Raw genomic sequence first — 16,143 nt, forward strand, 5'->3', positions numbered from 1 at the left:
GGAGCGAGCGAACGAGGGCCGCGTCCGCCAGCCGGACGCGGCCCTTTGCTTGTCCGCGCGATCCGGCTATGATGGTGGCTTCCCCGGGGGACCGCCGATGCTGCGGTTGAGAGGAGGGTTGCAGCCCTCGACCCGCCGAACCTGATCCGGTTGACACCGGCGTAGGGAGTGGAGCGGCGTCCCCGGACCACCGTCTTCCCCCGCGAGCATGAGGAGAAGACGCATGGCCGACGTCCCCGCCCGCACCGAGATCGGTGTCACCACCGGCCCGATCCGCGGCTCGCGCAAGATCCATGTCGGCCCGCTCGGCGTGGCGATGCGGCAGATCCAGCTCGAGCCCGGCTGCGGTGAGCCGCCGCTCAACGTCTATGACACGTCCGGCCCCTATACCGATCCGGCCGCGACGATCGACATCATGGCGGGCCTGCCCGCGCGCCGCACCGCCTGGATCGAGGCGCGCGGCGACGTCGAGCGCTATGACGCGCGCGAAATCCGCCCCGAGGACAATGGCCAGCTCGGGCCGGACCGCTCCGGCGGGGTGCAGCCCTTCCCCAACGTCAACAAGCGCCCGCTGCGCGCCAAGGCCGGCGCCAACGTCAGCCAGATGCACTATGCGCGCCGCGGCATCATCACGCCCGAGATGGAATATGTCGCCACGCGCGAGAATCTCGGGCGCGAGATGCTCGCCGAGTACGTCCGCGACGGCGAGAGCTTCGGCGCCGCCATCCCCGATTACGTCACCCCCGAGTTCGTCCGCGACGAGGTGGCGCGCGGGCGCGCGATCATCCCCTCGAACATCAACCACCCCGAGAGCGAGCCGATGGCGATCGGACGCAACTTCCTGGTCAAGATCAACGCCAATATCGGCAACAGCGCGGTGGCCTCGAACGTCGCCAGCGAGGTCGACAAGCTCGTCTGGTCGATCCGCTGGGGCGCCGACACGGTGATGGACCTCTCCACCGGGCGCAACATCCACGACACGCGCGAGTGGATCATCCGCAACTCGCCGGTGCCGATCGGCACCGTGCCGATCTATCAGGCGCTGGAGAAGGTCGGCGGCGTGGCCGAGGAGCTGACCTGGGAGATCTTCCGCGACACGCTGATCGAGCAGGCCGAGCAGGGCGTCGACTATTTCACCATCCATGCCGGGGTGCGGCTGCCGTACATCCCGATGACGGCCAAGCGCGTCACCGGCATCGTCTCGCGCGGCGGCTCGATCATGGCGAAATGGTGCCTCGCGCATCACAAGGAATCGTTCCTGTACGAGCGGTTCGACGAGATCACCGAGATCATGAAGGCGTATGACATCGCCTATTCGCTCGGCGACGGCCTGCGCCCCGGCGCGATCGCCGACGCCAACGACGAGGCGCAGTTCGCCGAGCTCTACACGCTCGGCGAGCTGACCAAGCGCGCCTGGGCACAGGACGTGCAGGTGATGATCGAGGGCCCCGGCCATGTGCCGATGCACAAGATCAAGCAGAACATGGACAAGCAGCTCGAGGCCTGCGGCGAGGCGCCGTTCTACACGCTCGGGCCGCTCACCACCGACATCGCGCCCGGCTATGATCACATCACCTCGGGAATCGGCGCGGCGATGATCGGCTGGTACGGCACCGCGATGCTCTGCTACGTGACGCCCAAGGAGCATCTCGGCCTGCCCGATCGCGACGACGTCAAGGTCGGCGTGGTGACCTACAAGCTGGCGGCGCATGCGGCGGACCTCGCCAAGGGCCATCCGGCAGCCAAGCTGCGCGACGACGCACTCTCTCGCGCGCGCTTCGAGTTCCGCTGGCGCGACCAGTTCAACCTGTCGCTCGATCCCGACACAGCTGAGTCGTACCACGACCAGACGCTCCCCGCGGAGGGCGCGAAGACCGCGCATTTCTGCTCGATGTGCGGGCCGAAGTTCTGCTCGATGAAGATCACCCAGGAGGTTCGGGACTTCGCCGCCAAGCAGAACGCGCCGGTAGCGAGCTTCGTCGCGGCGGAGGACGCCGAGGCGGGGATGGCGGCGATGAGCGAGCGGTTCAAGGAGACGGGTGGCGAGGTGTATATCGGCGCGGGCGGGCGCGAGCACGACTGATGCTATCTGCGGCCGGACCTCCTCCGGCCACGGCAAGGTCTCAACGGTAGTGGTAGCGACAGCTCAGAATCTCGAGCGCCTGTGTCGCACCGCTACCGCTCACCCCGTAGACCAGTCGGTGCTCGCCGCTGATCCGTCGTGACCACCAGCCCCTGAGGCTCTGCTTCAGCGGCTCCGGCTTGCCGACCCCTGTGAAGGGATGGCGCCTCGCGTCCTCGACCAGCGCGTTGATCCGCTGCGCCGTCGCGGTGTCCTCGTTCTGCCAAGCGATATAATCGACCCACGCGTCGCGATCGAACACGATCTTCAAGGATGAATCAACTCATGCTCCTCGCCCGCGCCTGCGGCGAAGCGAGCGACTCCATCCAGCAGCCGCCTCGCATTTTCGGGAGAGGAGAGCAGGTGCATCGTCTCCTGCATGCCTTCCCACTCGCTCTGCGCCACCAGCACCACGCCTTCCCCGGCCGGGCGAACGATCTGCAGTGGCGCCTTGTCGGCAACGACCCGGTCGAGCACGGCCTTCAGGTTCGCGCGGGTCTCGGACACGGTTAGTGTTTCCATGCCCGCAGCGTACAACATTCTGTACAAAGCTGCAACGCGCGCTCAAGCGGACCAGGCGATGCGCCCCCGCCCATTCGCCTCCAGGAACGCGTTCGCCTGGCTGAACGGTCGCGCGCCGAACCAGCCCTTGTACGCCGACAGCGGCGAGGGGTGCGGCGCGCACAGCACCAGGTGGCGCCCCGCCGCGTCGCCCTCCCGCACCAGCCCCACCTTGGCTCGGGCGTGCGCACCCCACAGCAGGAACACCACCGGCTCCTCCTTCGCCGCGACCACGCGGATCACCGCGTCGGTGAACGCCTCCCAGCCGCGCGCGCGGTGCGAGGCGGCCCGGCCATTCTCCACCGACAGCACCGTATTGAGCAGCAGCACGCCCTGCTGCGCCCAATGCTCCAGCGAGCCGTCGCGCGGCGGCGCGGCGCCGAGGTCGCTCGCCAGCTCCTTGTAGATGTTGACGAGGCTCGGCGGCGGCTTCACCCCCGGCGGCACCGAGAAGGCGAGGCCATGCGCTTGGCCCGGCCCGTGATACGGGTCCTGCCCCAGGATCACCACGCGCACCGCGGACAGCGGCGTCAGCTCCAGCGCGCGGAAGCGGGCCGCCGCGGGCGGGAAGATCGCCTTGCCCGCCGCGGCCTCGTCGCGGAGGAAGGCCTGCAGCGCTGCCATCGTCGGGCAGGCCAGCGCCGCGGCGAGCGGCGCCGCCCAGCTCGGGTCGAGGCGCGGCGGCCAGCTCATCTCAGCGCTTGCGGACGAACTCGGCGCGCAGCACCAGTCCCTTGATGCCGTCGAACTTGCAGTCGATCTCCTGCGCGTCGCCGGTCAGCCGGATCGACTTGATCAACGTGCCGCGCTTGAGCGTCTGGCCGGCGCCCTTGACGTCGAGGTCCTTGATCAGCGTCACCTGATCGCCGTCCGCCAGCACATTGCCGACTGAGTCGCGCACCTCCACCGTCGCCGCGGCGGCCTGCTTCTCCGCCAGCGCGGCGGCGCTGACCCACTCGCCGCTCTCCTCGTCGTACACGTACTCGTCGTCGCTCATTGCTCGGTTCCTCTGCCCCTCGGTGCTCCTGCGCAGGCAGGACCCCAGAGCCACAAGCGGCACGCCCCGTGACACTGGGTTCCTGCATCCGCAGGAACACGGGCGCGCTAGCACGCGCGCGGCGCGCCTCAGTGGCGGAAGTGGCGCATCCCGGTGAACACCATCGCCAGCCCGGCGGCGTCGGCGGCGGCGATCACCTCCTCGTCGCGGATCGAGCCGCCCGGCTGGATCACCGCGGTGGCGCCCGCCTCGACCGCCGCCAGCAGCCCGTCGGCGAAGGGGAAGAAGGCGTCCGACGCGACCGCCGAGCCGATCGTGCGCGGCTCGGCCCAGCCCGCCTTGTCGGCGGCGTCCTTCGCCTTCCACGCCGCGATCCGCGCCGACTCGAGCCGGTTCATCTGCCCCGCGCCGACGCCCGCGGTGGCACCATCCTTCGCGTACACGATCGCGTTGGACTTGACGTGCTTGGCCACCGTCCAGGCGAACAGGCAGTCGGCGAGCTCCTGCTCGCTCGGCTGGCGCTTGGTCACGACCTTCAGGTCGGCGCGTGCCACCGCGCCGCCGTCGCGCGACTGGACCAGCCACCCCCCTGCGATCGACTTGGCGGTCAGCCCGTCGCGGCGCGGGTCGGGCAAAGCGCCGGTGAGCAGCAGCCGCAGGCTCTTCTTCGCCGCGAACAGCGCCAGTGCGTCCTCGTCGGCGTCGGGCGCGACCACCACCTCGGTGAAGATGCCGGTGATCGCCTCGGCGGTGGCGCGGTCGAGCGCGCAATTGACCGCGATGATGCCGCCAAACGCGCTCACCGTGTCGCACGCGAAGGCGGCCTGATAGGCCTCGGCCAGCGTCGCGGCGGTGGCGACGCCGCACGGATTGGCGTGCTTGACGATGACGCAGGTCGGCGCCGCCTCGCGGAACTCGGCGACCAGCTCCAGTGCCGCGTCGGCGTCGTTGTAATTGTTGTAGCTCAGCGCCTTGCCCTGCACCTGCCGGGCCTGGCCGATGCCCGCGACGCCGTCGGGCGACGCGTAGAAGGCGGCCTGCTGGTGCGGGTTCTCGCCGTAGCGCAGCGGCTCGCCGGCGCGGCGCAGCGTCAGCGGCAGCGTGGCGGGGAAGGTCTCGCCCTGGTCGGTCCCGGCGAACCAGCGCGCGATCGCGCCGTCATAGCCCGCGGTGAGCGCATAGGCCTTGGCGGCGAGCATCTTCCGCTCGGCCAGGTCGGTCTCGCCGCGCGCTACCAGCGCGTAATCGGCGGGATCGGTGACGATCGCGACATAAGCGTGGTTCTTTGCCGCCGAGCGCACCATCGAGGGGCCGCCGATGTCGATATTCTCCACCACCTCGTCGCGCCCCGCGCCCTTGGCGACGGTCTGCTCGAACGGGTAGAGGTTGACGACGACGAGATCGATCGCGCCGATGTCATGCTCCCGCATCGACTGGGCGTGCGCTTCATCGTCGCGAACCGCGAGCAGCCCGCCGTGCACCTTGGGGTGGAGCGTCTTGACACGCCCGTCCATCATCTCGGGGAAGCCGGTGAGGTCGCTGATGTCGCGCACCTCGAGCCCGGCGTCGCGCAGCGCCTTGGCGGTGCCTCCGGTCGAGACCAGCTCGACGCCCTTGGCGGCAAGCGCGGTGGCGAGGTCGACGATGCCGCTCTTGTCGGAGACGGACAGGAGCGCGCGGCGGATCGGGATGATGCTCATGCGCGCGCGCTTACGCGGACGGTCGCGGTGGCTCAAGCGGTTGCTGGCGGTGTGCGGTCACCCAACCGTTCCCTCCCTCCGACCGCTTTGCGGCGCTGGGCCTCGGTTCAAGGCGAGGTTACACGGTCGAGAGAGATGGCAATCCGGCGAGCAGCTCGCCCGGCAGCGGGCGAGGGGAGGCAGCAGATTTGCTGCCGCGCCACCGCCAACGTCATCTCGCCCCAGCACGCCCCGTCACCGCGCGCGGCGCAGCACCCAGGCGATGGTGGCGCCGCCCGCGGGCGCGAGCGAGTCGATGACGATCTGCTTGGTCGGCACCAGCCGGCCGTGCGGGTCGGTCCACACGCTGTCCTCCACCGACAGCCGGTCGGCGCGCGCGCGCAGCTGCCAGAAGGCGCCGCTGGGGGTGCGCAGCATCGCCGCCTGCGCGTCCGCGGTGGCAACCGCGTCGACGCCCGGGCCGAGATGGAAGCGCAGCGCCAGCGGCGTCATCGCACCCGCGACGCGACGACCCCAACGCTGCGGCTGCGGTGCGGGCAGCGCCGCATCCTCGCCGCGCAGCTCGCGCCCGTCGCTGGTCAGCAGCAGGGTTCGCTGGTGGACGAAGCCGAAGCGGCGCGCATAGCCGTCGTGGCGCGCCTCGATCCGGCTGCCCGCATCCGATTCCTGCCGCGCCAGCTCCACCGCGGTGACGCCGCGTCCCAGCGTGCCGTCGAGGTTGAGCGCGGTGGAATTGGTGTCGGCCACCACCAAGGTGGAGTGCGCCGCGGTGGTGCGCAGCGCCTGCGACAGCGCGTCGTTGCCGCGCGCGCGCTGCAGCCCGGCGCCGCCGCAGCCGACGATCAGCCGCTCCGTACCATCCGAGAATTCGATTGCCAGCGTCGAGGCGCAGCCGCCGTCCGCCACCACCGTGGCGGACGGCGGGGCGGCGTCGACCAGCAGCACCGCGCCGCCCGCGCTCAGCCGCTGATAGCCCCAGTCGCGCGACTGGCGCAGCGGGCGGCCGAACGCGCCACTCGCCTCGAGCACGTCGTTGATCCGCGCCGCGTCGAGCGGCAGCCCGCCCTGCCAGCTCGCCAGCCCACCGTCCCCCATCGCGCTGCCGAGCAGCGCCGGTGTGGCGCGCGCCAGCGCCGCGGCGGGCGTATCGGGCAAGGCTTCGCCCCGCGCGCCATAAGCGGCGCGCAGCAGCGCGAGCGTCTCCATCACCGCGAGCAGCTGCGTCGGCGAGCGGCTGACCACGCCGCCGTCATCGGTCAGCGCCTGACTGAGCGCGCGCGCCAGCCCGTCCTCCCCGACGGCGCGCCGTGTCTCGCCGCCCGGCAGCATCAGCCCGGCCGCCACCACCGCGCTCCAGGCGAGCACCCGCGGCGCGCCCGCGGGCGCCTTGTCCGCGGTGCGATCGAGGTAGCGCGCGCCGCGCGCCATCGCGGTGAGCGCGCGCGAGCGGGCCACCAGGTTGCTCGACGAGAGCAACAGCGGCGCGTGGAACAGCAGCATCAGCAGGCGCCGCGCCGCCAGCTCCGGTTGCCACGCCGGCCCGCTCGGTCGCTCGCCGAGCGCCATCAGCCAGCGCTGCGCCAGCGTCTCTGCCACGACCGCGGCGCGCTCGCGTTCGCCGGTGGCGGCGAGGTCGCGCAGCCAGGCAAAGCCGTGGAGATAGTCGCGGAAGCCGGGGCGCGCCGGGGCGAGCGGATCGAGCTCGGCGATCGCGCGCTGTTCGCCGGCAGCGAACAGCCAGCCTTCGAGCAGCGCCTCCCCCGCCAGCTCGTCGCCGGGGAAAGGGTCGGCGGGCACCGCGAGCAGCTTGGGCGGATGCTGGCCGTCGAGCCGGCGGTCATGGAGCGGAGTGCGCCACGTCAGCCGTTCGAACCAGCGCGCCACCTGATGCGCGAGCGGCGCGCCGCCGCCCGCGGCCGCGCGCACCATCCGCTTGCCTTCGTCGATCTCGTCGCGCGGCTCCGCCTCAGCCGGCGCGCGTCCTTCCCTGGCCATTGCGTCAGCCACCCCGCAGCGCGCGGATGTTCGCCGCATAGCAGTCCGGGCCGCCGCGGAACGTCGCGGTGCCCGCGACCAGCGCGTCGGCGCCCGCGTCGATCGCCTGGCGCGCGGTGTCCGGGTCGATCCCGCCATCCACCTCAAGGTCGATCGCGCGCCCGGTGGAGTCGATCAGCTTGCGGATCGCGGCGATCTTGCGCAGCTGGCTGGCGATGAAATGCTGACCGCCAAAGCCGGGGTTGACGCTCATCACCAGCACCAGGTCGACCATTTCGATGAGATAGTCGAGCAGCTTGGCCGGAGTGCCGGGATTGAGCACCACGCCGGCGCGTTTGCCGAGCGACTTGACGTGCTGGATCGTGCGATGGACATGCGGCCCCGCCTCGGGATGGACCGTGATCGTGTCCGCGCCAGCCTCGGCGAAGGCGTCGAGATAGGCGCCTACCGGCGAGATCATCAGATGGACGTCGAACGGCTTGGTGGTGTGCGGCCGCAGCGCCTTCACCACCGCCGGGCCCATCGAGATGTTGGGGACGAAATGCCCGTCCATCACGTCGATATGGATCCAGTCGGCGCCGGCGGCGTCGATCGCGCGCACCTCCTCGCCCAGCCGCGCGAAATCGGCGGAGAGGATCGAGGGGGCGATGCGCACGGGTCTGGTCATGCGCGTCGAGGTAGCGCGATGCGGCGTCAGGTTAAAGCCGCGTCAGCCGTGCGACGAAGAAGCCGTCGCACCCGCCCACCGCCTCGGCGGTTCCGGGCAGGGTCCGGACCCAGCCGTCCGCTGTCGCGGCGACGCCCTCGGGCAGCTCGCCGTCGCGTGGCGGGACGAGCGCAAAGTCGCCGCGCGCCGCGAGGAAGCGCTCGAGCTGCGCCTCGCCCTCGGCCGGCTCGAGCGAGCAGGTGGCGTAAACCAGCGTCCCGCCGGGCGCGACCCAGTCGGCGGCGCGCTCGAGGATGCGCGTCTGCAACAGCGCCATCTCCGCGACAGTAACCTCACCTGCGCGGTACAGCACGTCGGGGTGGCGGCGGTAGATGCCGGTGGCGCTGCACGGCGCATCGACCAGCACCGCGGGCGCCGCGGCCGCGGGGGTCCAGTCGAGCACGTCCGCGATCACCGTTTCGAAGCCGAGCCCGGTTCGCGCGCCGTTCTCGCGAAGTCGCGCGGCGCGACTTTCGGAGAGCTCCACCGCGGTGACGGCATAGCCCTGCGCGGCGAGCTGAAGCGTTTTGCCGCCCGGCGCCGCGCACAGGTCGAGCGCGCGACTGCCCGGGGGCGCGGCGTGCGCGAGCAGCCGGGCGGGGATCGAGGCGGCGAGATCCTGTACCCACCAGTCGCCGTCGGCATAGCCGGGCAGCGCGCTCACCGCACCGGCGTCGGCGGGCAGGCGGACATGGCCGGGCGCGAGGCTGGTGCCGCCCAGCCGCTCGACCCAGTCGGCGGTGGCGGCGGGATCGCGCAACGTGAGATCGAGCGGCGGCGGCGCGGCGATCGCGCGCGCGGCGGCCGCGGTCGCGGCGTCGCCCCATGTCGCATGCCAGCGCGCGGCGACCGCCGCGGGAAGCGTCGGCACCTCGGGCAGCGTCGCGCCGCCGCGCATCAGCGTGCCGAACACGCCGTGGACCAGCCGCTTCGGCCCGCCGTCGACGAGCGGCAGCACGGTCGCGATCGCGGCATGCGGCGGGGTGCCCAGTGCCAGCGCCTGCACCAGCGCGACCCGCAGCACGAAACGCGCCTTGGCGTCGTCCGGCAGGCGCTGGCGCGTCGCCGAGTCGATCAGCGCGTCGAGGTCGGGCAGGCGGCGCAGCGTCTCGGCGGCGATCGCGTGCGCGAGCCCGCGGTCGGGGCCGCCGGGCAGCGCGCGCGTGGCGAGCGCGAGCGCGGCTTCGAGCGGCTCGCCGCGGCGGAGCACGGCGTCGAGCAGGCGAAGCGCGGCGCGGCGCGCGGCGGTGCCGAGCGGATCGGGGCCGCGCGGCGCGGGACGGGCGGCGGCGCGGGGGGCGGGGCGTGCCACGTCAGCCGGCCGCGCGCGGGTTGAAGGAGATCATGCGCGCGCATATGTGCCTGTCGACGCGAGCGATCAATCGGAAGGACGTCCGCATGGGCCAGCGCCCCGACCACGTGAAGCCGCCGGCGCACCTCAGCCCCAACCCGCCGGTGCCCGCGCCCGAGCCGCTCCGGCGCCCGGACAAGGACCCGCTCGGCCGCGACCCGGTCCGCTTCGGCGACTGGGAGCGCGACGGCATCGCGATCGACTTTTGAGGCGTCCTGTCCGCTAGCGGCGGATCGCTGCCGCACTCGCATCGGATTGACGCCCGCGCGATCCGTCGCGGGCGACCGGGACGTCACCCCTCGTCACGCAGCGGGCGCGCGAGCAGCGCGTCGATCACGTCGCGGACCGGCGCGCCGTCGAGCAGCGCGCAGACCGCAGCGGTGATCGGCATTTCCACTCCCGCAGCCGTCGCGGCTTCGCGCAGCACCGGCGCGGTGAAGGCGCCCTCCGCCACCGTCCGCCGCTCGGCGAGCAGCGCGTGCGCCGGCTCGCCGCGACCGATCCCGGCGCCCAGCGAGAAGTTGCGCGAGGCGCTCGACGAGCAGGTCAGCACCAGGTCGCCCAGCCCGGACAAGCCGGCGAGCGTCTCGGCGCGCGCGCCCTTGGCGAGCCCGAAGCGCGTCATCTCGGCGAAGCCGCGCGCGATCAGCGCCGCGCGCGCGTTCTGCCCGAGCCCCGCGCCCTCGACGACGCCGCAGGCGATCGCGAGCACATTCTTCACCGCGCCGCCGATCTCGGCGCCGATCACGTCGGCGCTGGCGTAGGGGCGGAACTGTGGCGCGGCGAGGAGATCGGCAACCAGTGTGCGTGCCGCGGCGTCACCGCCCGCCAGCGTCACCGCGGTGGGCAGCCCGCGCGCGACCTCGTGCGCGAAGGTCGGGCCGGAGAGCACCAGCACCGGCGAGCGCGGATGTTCGGCGGCGGCCACCTCGCTCATCAGCAAGTGGCTGTTCGCCTCGATCCCCTTGGAGCAGACCACCAGCGGCTGCGCGCGGGCGGGCAGCGCCGCCAGCACCGCGCGCATCGCCTGCGCCGGCGTCACCATCAGGTTGACTGCCGCCGCTGCGACCCATTCCAGATCGGTAGTAGCGTGGATCTGCGGCGACAGCGTCGCGCCGGGCAGGTAGGCGGCGTTCTCGTGGTCGGCGTTGATCGCCGCGACCAACGCCGGATCGCGCGCCCATAGCCGCACCGCATGACCGTTGCTCGCCGCCACCTGCGCCAGCGCGGTGCCCCAGGCGCCCGCGCCGATCACGCCGACGCTGTGCGCCGCGGCCGCGCTCACGCCTTCACCCCCGCGCCGCGCACCTTCTCGGCGTCCGGGTCGAGCGGCCAGCGTGCGCGCGCGGCAACGTCGAGCGGGTCGGTCAGCCCGGCGGCGAAGCGCTCGGCGCCGGCCCAGGCGATCATCGCGGCATTGTCGGTGCACAGCCATGCCGGCGGCGCGACGAAGCGCAGGCCTCGCTCCACCGCGAATTCCTCCAGCGCGGCGCGCACCGCGCTATTGGCCGCGACCCCGCCCGCCACGACCAGCGCGGTGGCGTCCGCGGCGCGATCCATCGCGCGGCGCGTGCGGTCGAGCAGGCAGTCGACCACCGCCGCCTGGAAGCTCGCCGCCACGTCAGCCGCAGGGTAGAGCGGCGCCATCCGCGCCGCGGCGGCCTTCAGCCCGGCAAAGGAGAAATGCGGCTCGGGCGAGCCCTTGAGCGGGCGCGGCAGCGGCACCGCGCGCGGGTCGCCGGCGCGCGCCGCCGCCTCCACCGCCGGGCCACCGGGAAAGCCCAGGCCGAGGATCTTGGCGGTTTTGTCAAACGCCTCGCCCGCGGCGTCGTCGATCGTGGTGGCGAGCCGGCGATAACGCGCCACGCCCTCGACCAGCAGCAGCTGGCAGTGCCCGCCCGAGACGAGCAGCAGCAGATAGGGGAAGGCGAGATCAGCGTCGGCGAGCCGCGGGCTGAGCGCGTGGCCTTCGAGGTGGTTGACCGCGACCAGCGGCTTGCCCGCGGCATGCGCCAGCGCCTTGCCGGTGACGAGGCCGACCATCACGCCGCCGATCAGCCCCGGCCCCGCCGTGGCGGCGATCGCGTCGACGTCGGCGAGCGTCACGCCCGCGTCGGCGAGCGCGGCGGCGACCAGCGGCTCGAGCGCCTCGACGTGCGCGCGCGCCGCGATCTCGGGTACCACCCCGCCGAACGGCCGATGCGCCGCCTCCTGGCCGGCGAGGCGATGCGCCAGCACCTTGCGGTCGCCGGTGACGAGCGCGGCGGCGGTCTCGTCGCACGAGGATTCGAGCCCGAGGATCAGCATGGCCGCGGCTCTAGCGCCTGCGCGCCGGCTTGTCGAAGGCGGCATGACGGCGCGGCTCGTCGCGATGCGCTTGTGGAGCCGGGTCGGCTTCCTCTAACTCACCGCTTCTTCGTCGCTCCCGGCCGGATCATCGCACCTTGTCCACCGTTTTCAAGCTCGGCACGCGCGGCTCGCCGCTGGCGCTCACCCAGGCGGGGATGGTGCGCGACGCGCTGCGGGCGGCGCATGGCTGGGACGCGGTGGAGATCGTCGTGATCCGCACCACCGGCGACCGCGTGCAGGATCGCGCGCTCGCCGACATCGGCGGCAAGGCGTTGTGGACGCGCGAGCTCGATCGCGCGCTGCTGGCGGGCGAGGTCGACGCCTGCATCCATTCGATGAAGGACGTCGAGACGTTGCGCCCCGCCGCGATCGCGGTTGCGGCGATGCTGCCGCGCGTCGACGTGCGCGATCGGCTGATCGGCGCGGACAGCGTCGCCGCGCTGCGCGAGGGTGCGACCGTCGGCACCAGCAGCCCGCGCCGCGCCGCGCAGCTGCGCCGGCTCCGGCCCGACCTGCGCCCGGTGCTGTTCCGCGGCAATGTCGATACGCGGCTGGGCAAGCTCGCCGCGGGCGAGGTGGACGCGACCTTGCTCGCGGCCGCCGGACTGGAGCGGCTCGGGCGCCACGACACCGGGACCGCGATCCCGCTCGACCAGATGCTGCCCGCGCCGTCGCAGGGCGCGATCGGGATCGAGACCCGGGCGGAGGGCGAGACGCGCGCGCTGGTCGCCGCAATCGACCACGCCCCGACGCATCGCGCGGTCGCGGCCGAGCGCGCGTTGCTGGCCGCGCTCGCCGCCGACTGCCACTCGCCGGTGGCGGCGCTCGCGGTGCTCGACGGTGACGCGTTGCGGCTGCGGGCCGAGCTGCTCAGCCCCGATGGCGCCGAGCATGTCGCGGGCGAGGCGCGCGGCGATGATCCGGTCGCGCTCGGCGCGCGGCTCGCCGCCGAGCTGCTCGACCGCGCGCCCGCGGCGATCCGCACCCTGTTCGGCTGAGCGACGGTGGCGCGTGCCGCGCTGGTGCTCCGCCCCGAGCCGGGCAATGCGCACACCCGCGCCGCGCTCGCCGCCGCCGGCATCGTGGCGCACGCCTTGCCGCTGTTTCGCGTCGAGCCGCGCACTTGGGCAGTGCCGGATTCGAGCGACTATGATGCGCTGCTCATCACCAGCGCCAATGCGGTACGCCACGCCGGGGCGGGGCTGGCGCAACTGGCAGGCCTGCCGGTCGTCGCGGTCGGCGCCGCGACCGCGCGGGCGGCACGCGCCGCGGGGCTTACGGTCGCCGTGATCGGGAGCGGCGACGCGGCTGCGGCGGTAGCGCAGGCGCGCGCCTATCCCCGCCTCCTCCATCTCGGCGGGCGCGACCGTGCCGGACGGCTCGCACTGCCCACCGCGGTGGTCTACGCCAGCGTCGCGGTGACGCCGCCGCCGGACGCGCTCGCCGCCGCGGTCGACGCGGTCGTGCTGCTTCACTCGCCGCGTGCCGCCAGCCGCTTCGCCGCGCTCGCGGCGGCGCTGCCGCACGATCGCGTCCGCGTTGCCGCGCTCAGCGCCGCGGTGCTCGCCGCCGCTGGCCCAGGATGGCAGACCAGCGCGGTGGCGCGCACGCCGACCGACCTGGCGCTGGTGGAGAGCGCCGCCCGGCTCGCGATTGACCCGTGACGCGCACGCGGGGATAAGGACGCTCGGCGGCGAGGAAGCGCGATGGGCGACGGGATGGACACGGCGCAGGACGCGCAGCGATCACGCATGGGGCCAGTGGTGGTGATCGCGCTGCTCGCCTTTGCGATCGGGCTGGGCCTGATGGCCTATGCGATGCGCAACGCGCCCAGCATGTTCGGCCGCTCGACCGCGCCCGCCGCCGCGACCGCACCCGCGCCCGTGGCTGCGGCGATGACGCCCGACGCCGCCACGCTGGCGCTGCGCGAGGCGGCGCTTGCCGCGCAGCTCGCGAACCTGGAGGCGCGCGCGGCGCGGATCGACGGCGATAGCGCGCAGGCGGAAAGCCATGCCGGACGCGCCGAGGCGATCCTGATCACCTTCGCGGCGCGGCGCGCGCTCGATCGCGGGGTGGGGCTCGGCTATCTCGAGGGCGAGCTGCGGCGCCGCTTCGGTGCGGCCTATCCGAACGAGGTCAACGGCGTGATCCGCAACGCGCGTGCGCCCGTGACGCTGGAGGACCTGCGCGAGGGGCTCAATGCCGCAGCCCCGGTGCTGCTGGCGCAGCAGAGCGACTGGTGGGCGGGGATCGGCAGCGAGCTGCGCAGCCTGATCGTGATCCACCGCGCCGGCACGCCCTCGCCGCTGCCCTCCGACCGGCTGGCGCGCGCGCGGCGGCAGCTCGGCACCGGCAACGTCGAGACCGCGCTGGCGGAGGTGCAGCGGCTGCCGGGCGCGGCGGAAGCGGGCAATTGGACCGCGGCGGCACGCCGCTATGTCGAGGCGCGCACCGCGCTGGACACGCTCGAGGCGGCGGCGATCACCGGCGCGGCGACGGCGGCGTCGGGCGGTGCGCCCGCCGCCGGGGTGGCGCCGGCGGAATAGCTCAGATCATAGCGCCGCTGCGGCGAGGGCAGGGTTGCTTGTGCGCGCCGCTGGCAAAGCCGTCCGCTGACCATCACTGATCGTCATTCCGGCCTCAAGCCGGAGGGCTCAGGGCCGGGATGACGGAAGGGTTTGGCAGAGTGATCGCGTCCTTCGTTACGCCCGCCCGAGCGCCTCGGCGATCAGCTTGCGGCTGTTCGCCACGCCGTACAAAGCGATGAAACTGCCCATCCGCGGCCCCTGGCTGGTGCCGAGCAACGTCTCATACAGCGCCTTGAACCAGTCGCGCAGCTCGGCGAACCCGCCCGCCTCGCCGAACGAGGCCTTGCCGATCTCGTAGACGATGTTCTGCACGTCCTCCGCGCTCGCGCCCGGCGGCAGCGCGGCGAGCTCGGCGTCGAGCCGCTCGAGCGCTGGCACCTCGATCCCCACCGGCGCGCGGCGGTGAAGCGTCGGCGCCACGAAATCGCGCGCATAGGCCAAGGCATGGCCGATCAGCCGGTCGAGCGCGGGGTAGGTCTCGGGCGAGGCGTCGGGCACGTAATTGCCGAGATAGCCCCACACCTGCTCGCGCGTCGCGTCGCCGCCCATCACACCGACCAGGTTGAGCAGCAGCCCGAAGGTGACCGGCAGCGTCTCCTCGGGCACCTTGCCGTCGTGGATGTGGTGCACCGGGTTGCCGAGCCGCTGCGCGATCGGCTGCGTCGGGTAGTTGCCGCGGAACTGCCAATAATCGTCGACCGCGCGCGGGATCACGCCAAAGTGGAGCGCCTTGGCCTTCTTGGGCTCGCGATAGGCGAAGAAGGCGAGGCTCTCCTCCGGGCCATAGGTGAGCCACTGGTCGAGGCTGAGCCCGTTGCCCTTCGACTTGGAGATCTTCTCGCCCTTTTCGTCGAGGAACATCTCATAGTTGAAGCCCTCGGGCGGACGCCCGCCGAGCACGCGCGCGATCTTGGAGGATTGCACCACCGAGTCGATCAGGTCCTTGCCCGCCATCTCATAGTCGACGCCGAGCGCGACCCAGCGCATCGCCCAATCGACCTTCCATTGCAGCTTGGCCCTGCCGCCCAGCACCGACTGGACGATCCGCTCGCCCCTCTCGTCGGCAAAAGCGATCGTCCCCGCCTCCGCGTCGATCACCTCGACCGGCACCTGCAGCACCACCCCCGTGGTGGGGCTGACCGGCAGCACCGGCGAGTAGGTGGCGCGGCGCTCGGCGCGGAGCGTCGGCAGCATCACGTCCATGATGCCCCGATAGTGGCGCAGCACGCCCTTAAGCGCATCGTCGAAGCGCCCGCCGGTATAATAATCGGTCGACGAGACGAACTCATATTCGAACCCGAAGCGGTCGAGGAACTGCCGCAGCATGGCGTTGTTATGCGCGGCGAAACTGTCGAACTTGCCGAACGGGTCGGGAATGCGCGTCAGCGGCTTGCCGAGATGCTCGGCCAGCATCGCGCCGTTGGGCACGTTGTCGGGCACCTTGCGCAGCCCGTCCATGTCGTCGCTGAACGCGATCAGCCGCGTCTTCTGGTCGGACAGCGCGTGAAAGGCGTTGCGCACCATCGTCGTGCGCAGCACCTCGTTGAACGTGCCGATGTGCGGCAGGCCCGACGGGCCATAGCCGGTCTCGAACAGGATCGGGTCGGGCTCTCCGTTCTTGGCGGGCTTGCCGTCGGGCCAGCGCTTGAGCAGCTTGCGCGCCTCCTCATACGGCCAGGCCTTGGACTCGAGAGCGGCGGAGCGAAGATCGTCGGTCATGATTCGGTGCGACGTAGCGAGGCACGCGCGCGATGGCTATATGCGCGGCGGCACC

Annotated in this window: 16 protein-coding genes and 1 riboswitch; of the genes, 5 read left to right on the plus strand and 11 right to left on the minus strand. The window is 72.6% G+C overall.

The window, feature by feature from the left end; genetic code table 11:
* The first annotated feature begins 74 nt into the window (after positions 1-74).
* Positions 75-185, plus strand: a riboswitch (TPP riboswitch).
* Between the two features lie 38 nt (positions 186-223).
* Entirely contained in the window at positions 224-2,083 is a 1,860-nt protein-coding gene (gene thiC, locus ACMGDM_RS07455) for a phosphomethylpyrimidine synthase ThiC (protein WP_436803456.1), read from the plus strand.
* Between the two features lie 40 nt (positions 2,084-2,123).
* Here thiC and ACMGDM_RS07460 read toward each other — a convergent pair whose 3' ends face one another.
* From ACMGDM_RS07460 to ACMGDM_RS07495, 8 genes are all read right to left on the minus strand, one after another.
* On the minus strand, positions 2,124-2,384 hold the full coding sequence (locus ACMGDM_RS07460) for a Txe/YoeB family addiction module toxin (protein WP_436803641.1): 261 nt from the start codon (positions 2,382-2,384) through the stop codon (positions 2,124-2,126).
* A 5-nt stretch (positions 2,385-2,389) separates the two neighbouring features.
* Positions 2,390-2,662, minus strand: coding sequence for a type II toxin-antitoxin system Phd/YefM family antitoxin (locus ACMGDM_RS07465; RefSeq protein ID WP_436803457.1), 273 nt, complete (start codon positions 2,660-2,662; stop codon positions 2,390-2,392).
* 24 nt (positions 2,663-2,686) lie between these two features.
* Entirely contained in the window at positions 2,687-3,376 is a 690-nt protein-coding gene (gene ung, locus ACMGDM_RS07470; protein WP_436803458.1) for a uracil-DNA glycosylase, read from the minus strand.
* Between the two features lies 1 nt (position 3,377).
* Entirely contained in the window at positions 3,378-3,680 is a 303-nt protein-coding gene (locus ACMGDM_RS07475) for an alkylphosphonate utilization protein (protein WP_436803459.1), read from the minus strand.
* A gap of 128 nt (positions 3,681-3,808) precedes the next feature.
* Positions 3,809-5,380, minus strand: a complete 1,572-nt coding sequence (gene purH / locus ACMGDM_RS07480) for a bifunctional phosphoribosylaminoimidazolecarboxamide formyltransferase/IMP cyclohydrolase (RefSeq protein ID WP_436803460.1) — start codon at positions 5,378-5,380, stop codon at positions 3,809-3,811.
* 234 nt (positions 5,381-5,614) lie between these two features.
* Positions 5,615-7,375, minus strand: a complete 1,761-nt coding sequence (locus tag ACMGDM_RS07485; RefSeq protein WP_436803461.1) for a heparinase II/III family protein — start codon at positions 7,373-7,375, stop codon at positions 5,615-5,617.
* A gap of 4 nt (positions 7,376-7,379) precedes the next feature.
* Positions 7,380-8,042: a ribulose-phosphate 3-epimerase gene (gene rpe / locus ACMGDM_RS07490; protein ID WP_436803462.1), complete on the minus strand. Its 663-nt coding sequence runs from the start codon at positions 8,040-8,042 to the stop codon at positions 7,380-7,382.
* 31 nt (positions 8,043-8,073) lie between these two features.
* Positions 8,074-9,393, minus strand: a complete 1,320-nt coding sequence (locus ACMGDM_RS07495; RefSeq protein ID WP_436803463.1) for an RsmB/NOP family class I SAM-dependent RNA methyltransferase — start codon at positions 9,391-9,393, stop codon at positions 8,074-8,076.
* Positions 9,394-9,479: 86 nt separating this feature from the next.
* Between ACMGDM_RS07495 and ACMGDM_RS07500 the strand changes: the two genes are divergently transcribed.
* Positions 9,480-9,641, plus strand: coding sequence for a DUF1674 domain-containing protein (locus tag ACMGDM_RS07500; RefSeq protein ID WP_436803464.1), 162 nt, complete (start codon positions 9,480-9,482; stop codon positions 9,639-9,641).
* A gap of 83 nt (positions 9,642-9,724) precedes the next feature.
* On the opposite strand, the gene ACMGDM_RS07505 is transcribed toward ACMGDM_RS07500, so the two are convergent.
* Together ACMGDM_RS07505 and tsaD are read right to left on the minus strand one after the other, a co-directional pair.
* Positions 9,725-10,717 (minus strand): NAD(P)H-dependent glycerol-3-phosphate dehydrogenase, encoded by a 993-nt coding sequence (locus tag ACMGDM_RS07505; protein WP_436803465.1) that lies wholly within the window; start codon positions 10,715-10,717, stop codon positions 9,725-9,727.
* Positions 10,714-11,739: a tRNA (adenosine(37)-N6)-threonylcarbamoyltransferase complex transferase subunit TsaD gene (gene tsaD / locus ACMGDM_RS07510; RefSeq protein ID WP_436803466.1), complete on the minus strand. Its 1,026-nt coding sequence runs from the start codon at positions 11,737-11,739 to the stop codon at positions 10,714-10,716. The genes ACMGDM_RS07505 and tsaD overlap by 4 nt, the downstream gene beginning before the upstream one ends.
* A 137-nt stretch (positions 11,740-11,876) precedes the next feature.
* Between tsaD and hemC the strand changes: the two genes are divergently transcribed.
* The 3 genes from hemC to ACMGDM_RS07525 are packed head-to-tail and all read left to right on the plus strand — an operon-like array spanning position 11,877 to position 14,327.
* Complete coding sequence (hemC, locus tag ACMGDM_RS07515; protein ID WP_436803467.1) at positions 11,877-12,779, plus strand: hydroxymethylbilane synthase; 903 nt, start codon at positions 11,877-11,879, stop codon at positions 12,777-12,779.
* Positions 12,780-12,785: 6 nt separating this feature from the next.
* A complete protein-coding gene (locus tag ACMGDM_RS07520) occupies positions 12,786-13,445 on the plus strand; it encodes a uroporphyrinogen-III synthase (protein WP_436803468.1) in 660 nt (219 codons plus the stop codon).
* A 42-nt stretch (positions 13,446-13,487) separates the two neighbouring features.
* Positions 13,488-14,327, plus strand: a complete 840-nt coding sequence (locus tag ACMGDM_RS07525; RefSeq protein ID WP_436803469.1) for a hypothetical protein — start codon at positions 13,488-13,490, stop codon at positions 14,325-14,327.
* Positions 14,328-14,483: 156 nt separating this feature from the next.
* Here the strand turns inward: ACMGDM_RS07525 and ACMGDM_RS07530 are convergent, their stop codons facing one another.
* The gene (locus tag ACMGDM_RS07530) at positions 14,484-16,088 is read right to left on the minus strand and encodes a lysine--tRNA ligase (RefSeq protein ID WP_436803470.1); all 1,605 of its coding nucleotides are present in this window, start codon (positions 16,086-16,088) and stop codon (positions 14,484-14,486) included.
* Positions 16,089-16,143 lie beyond the last annotated feature (55 nt).

The sequence above is a fragment of the Sphingomonas larreae genome, assembly GCF_051400595.1.
In the GTDB taxonomy this organism is placed as follows: domain Bacteria; phylum Pseudomonadota; class Alphaproteobacteria; order Sphingomonadales; family Sphingomonadaceae; genus Sphingomonas.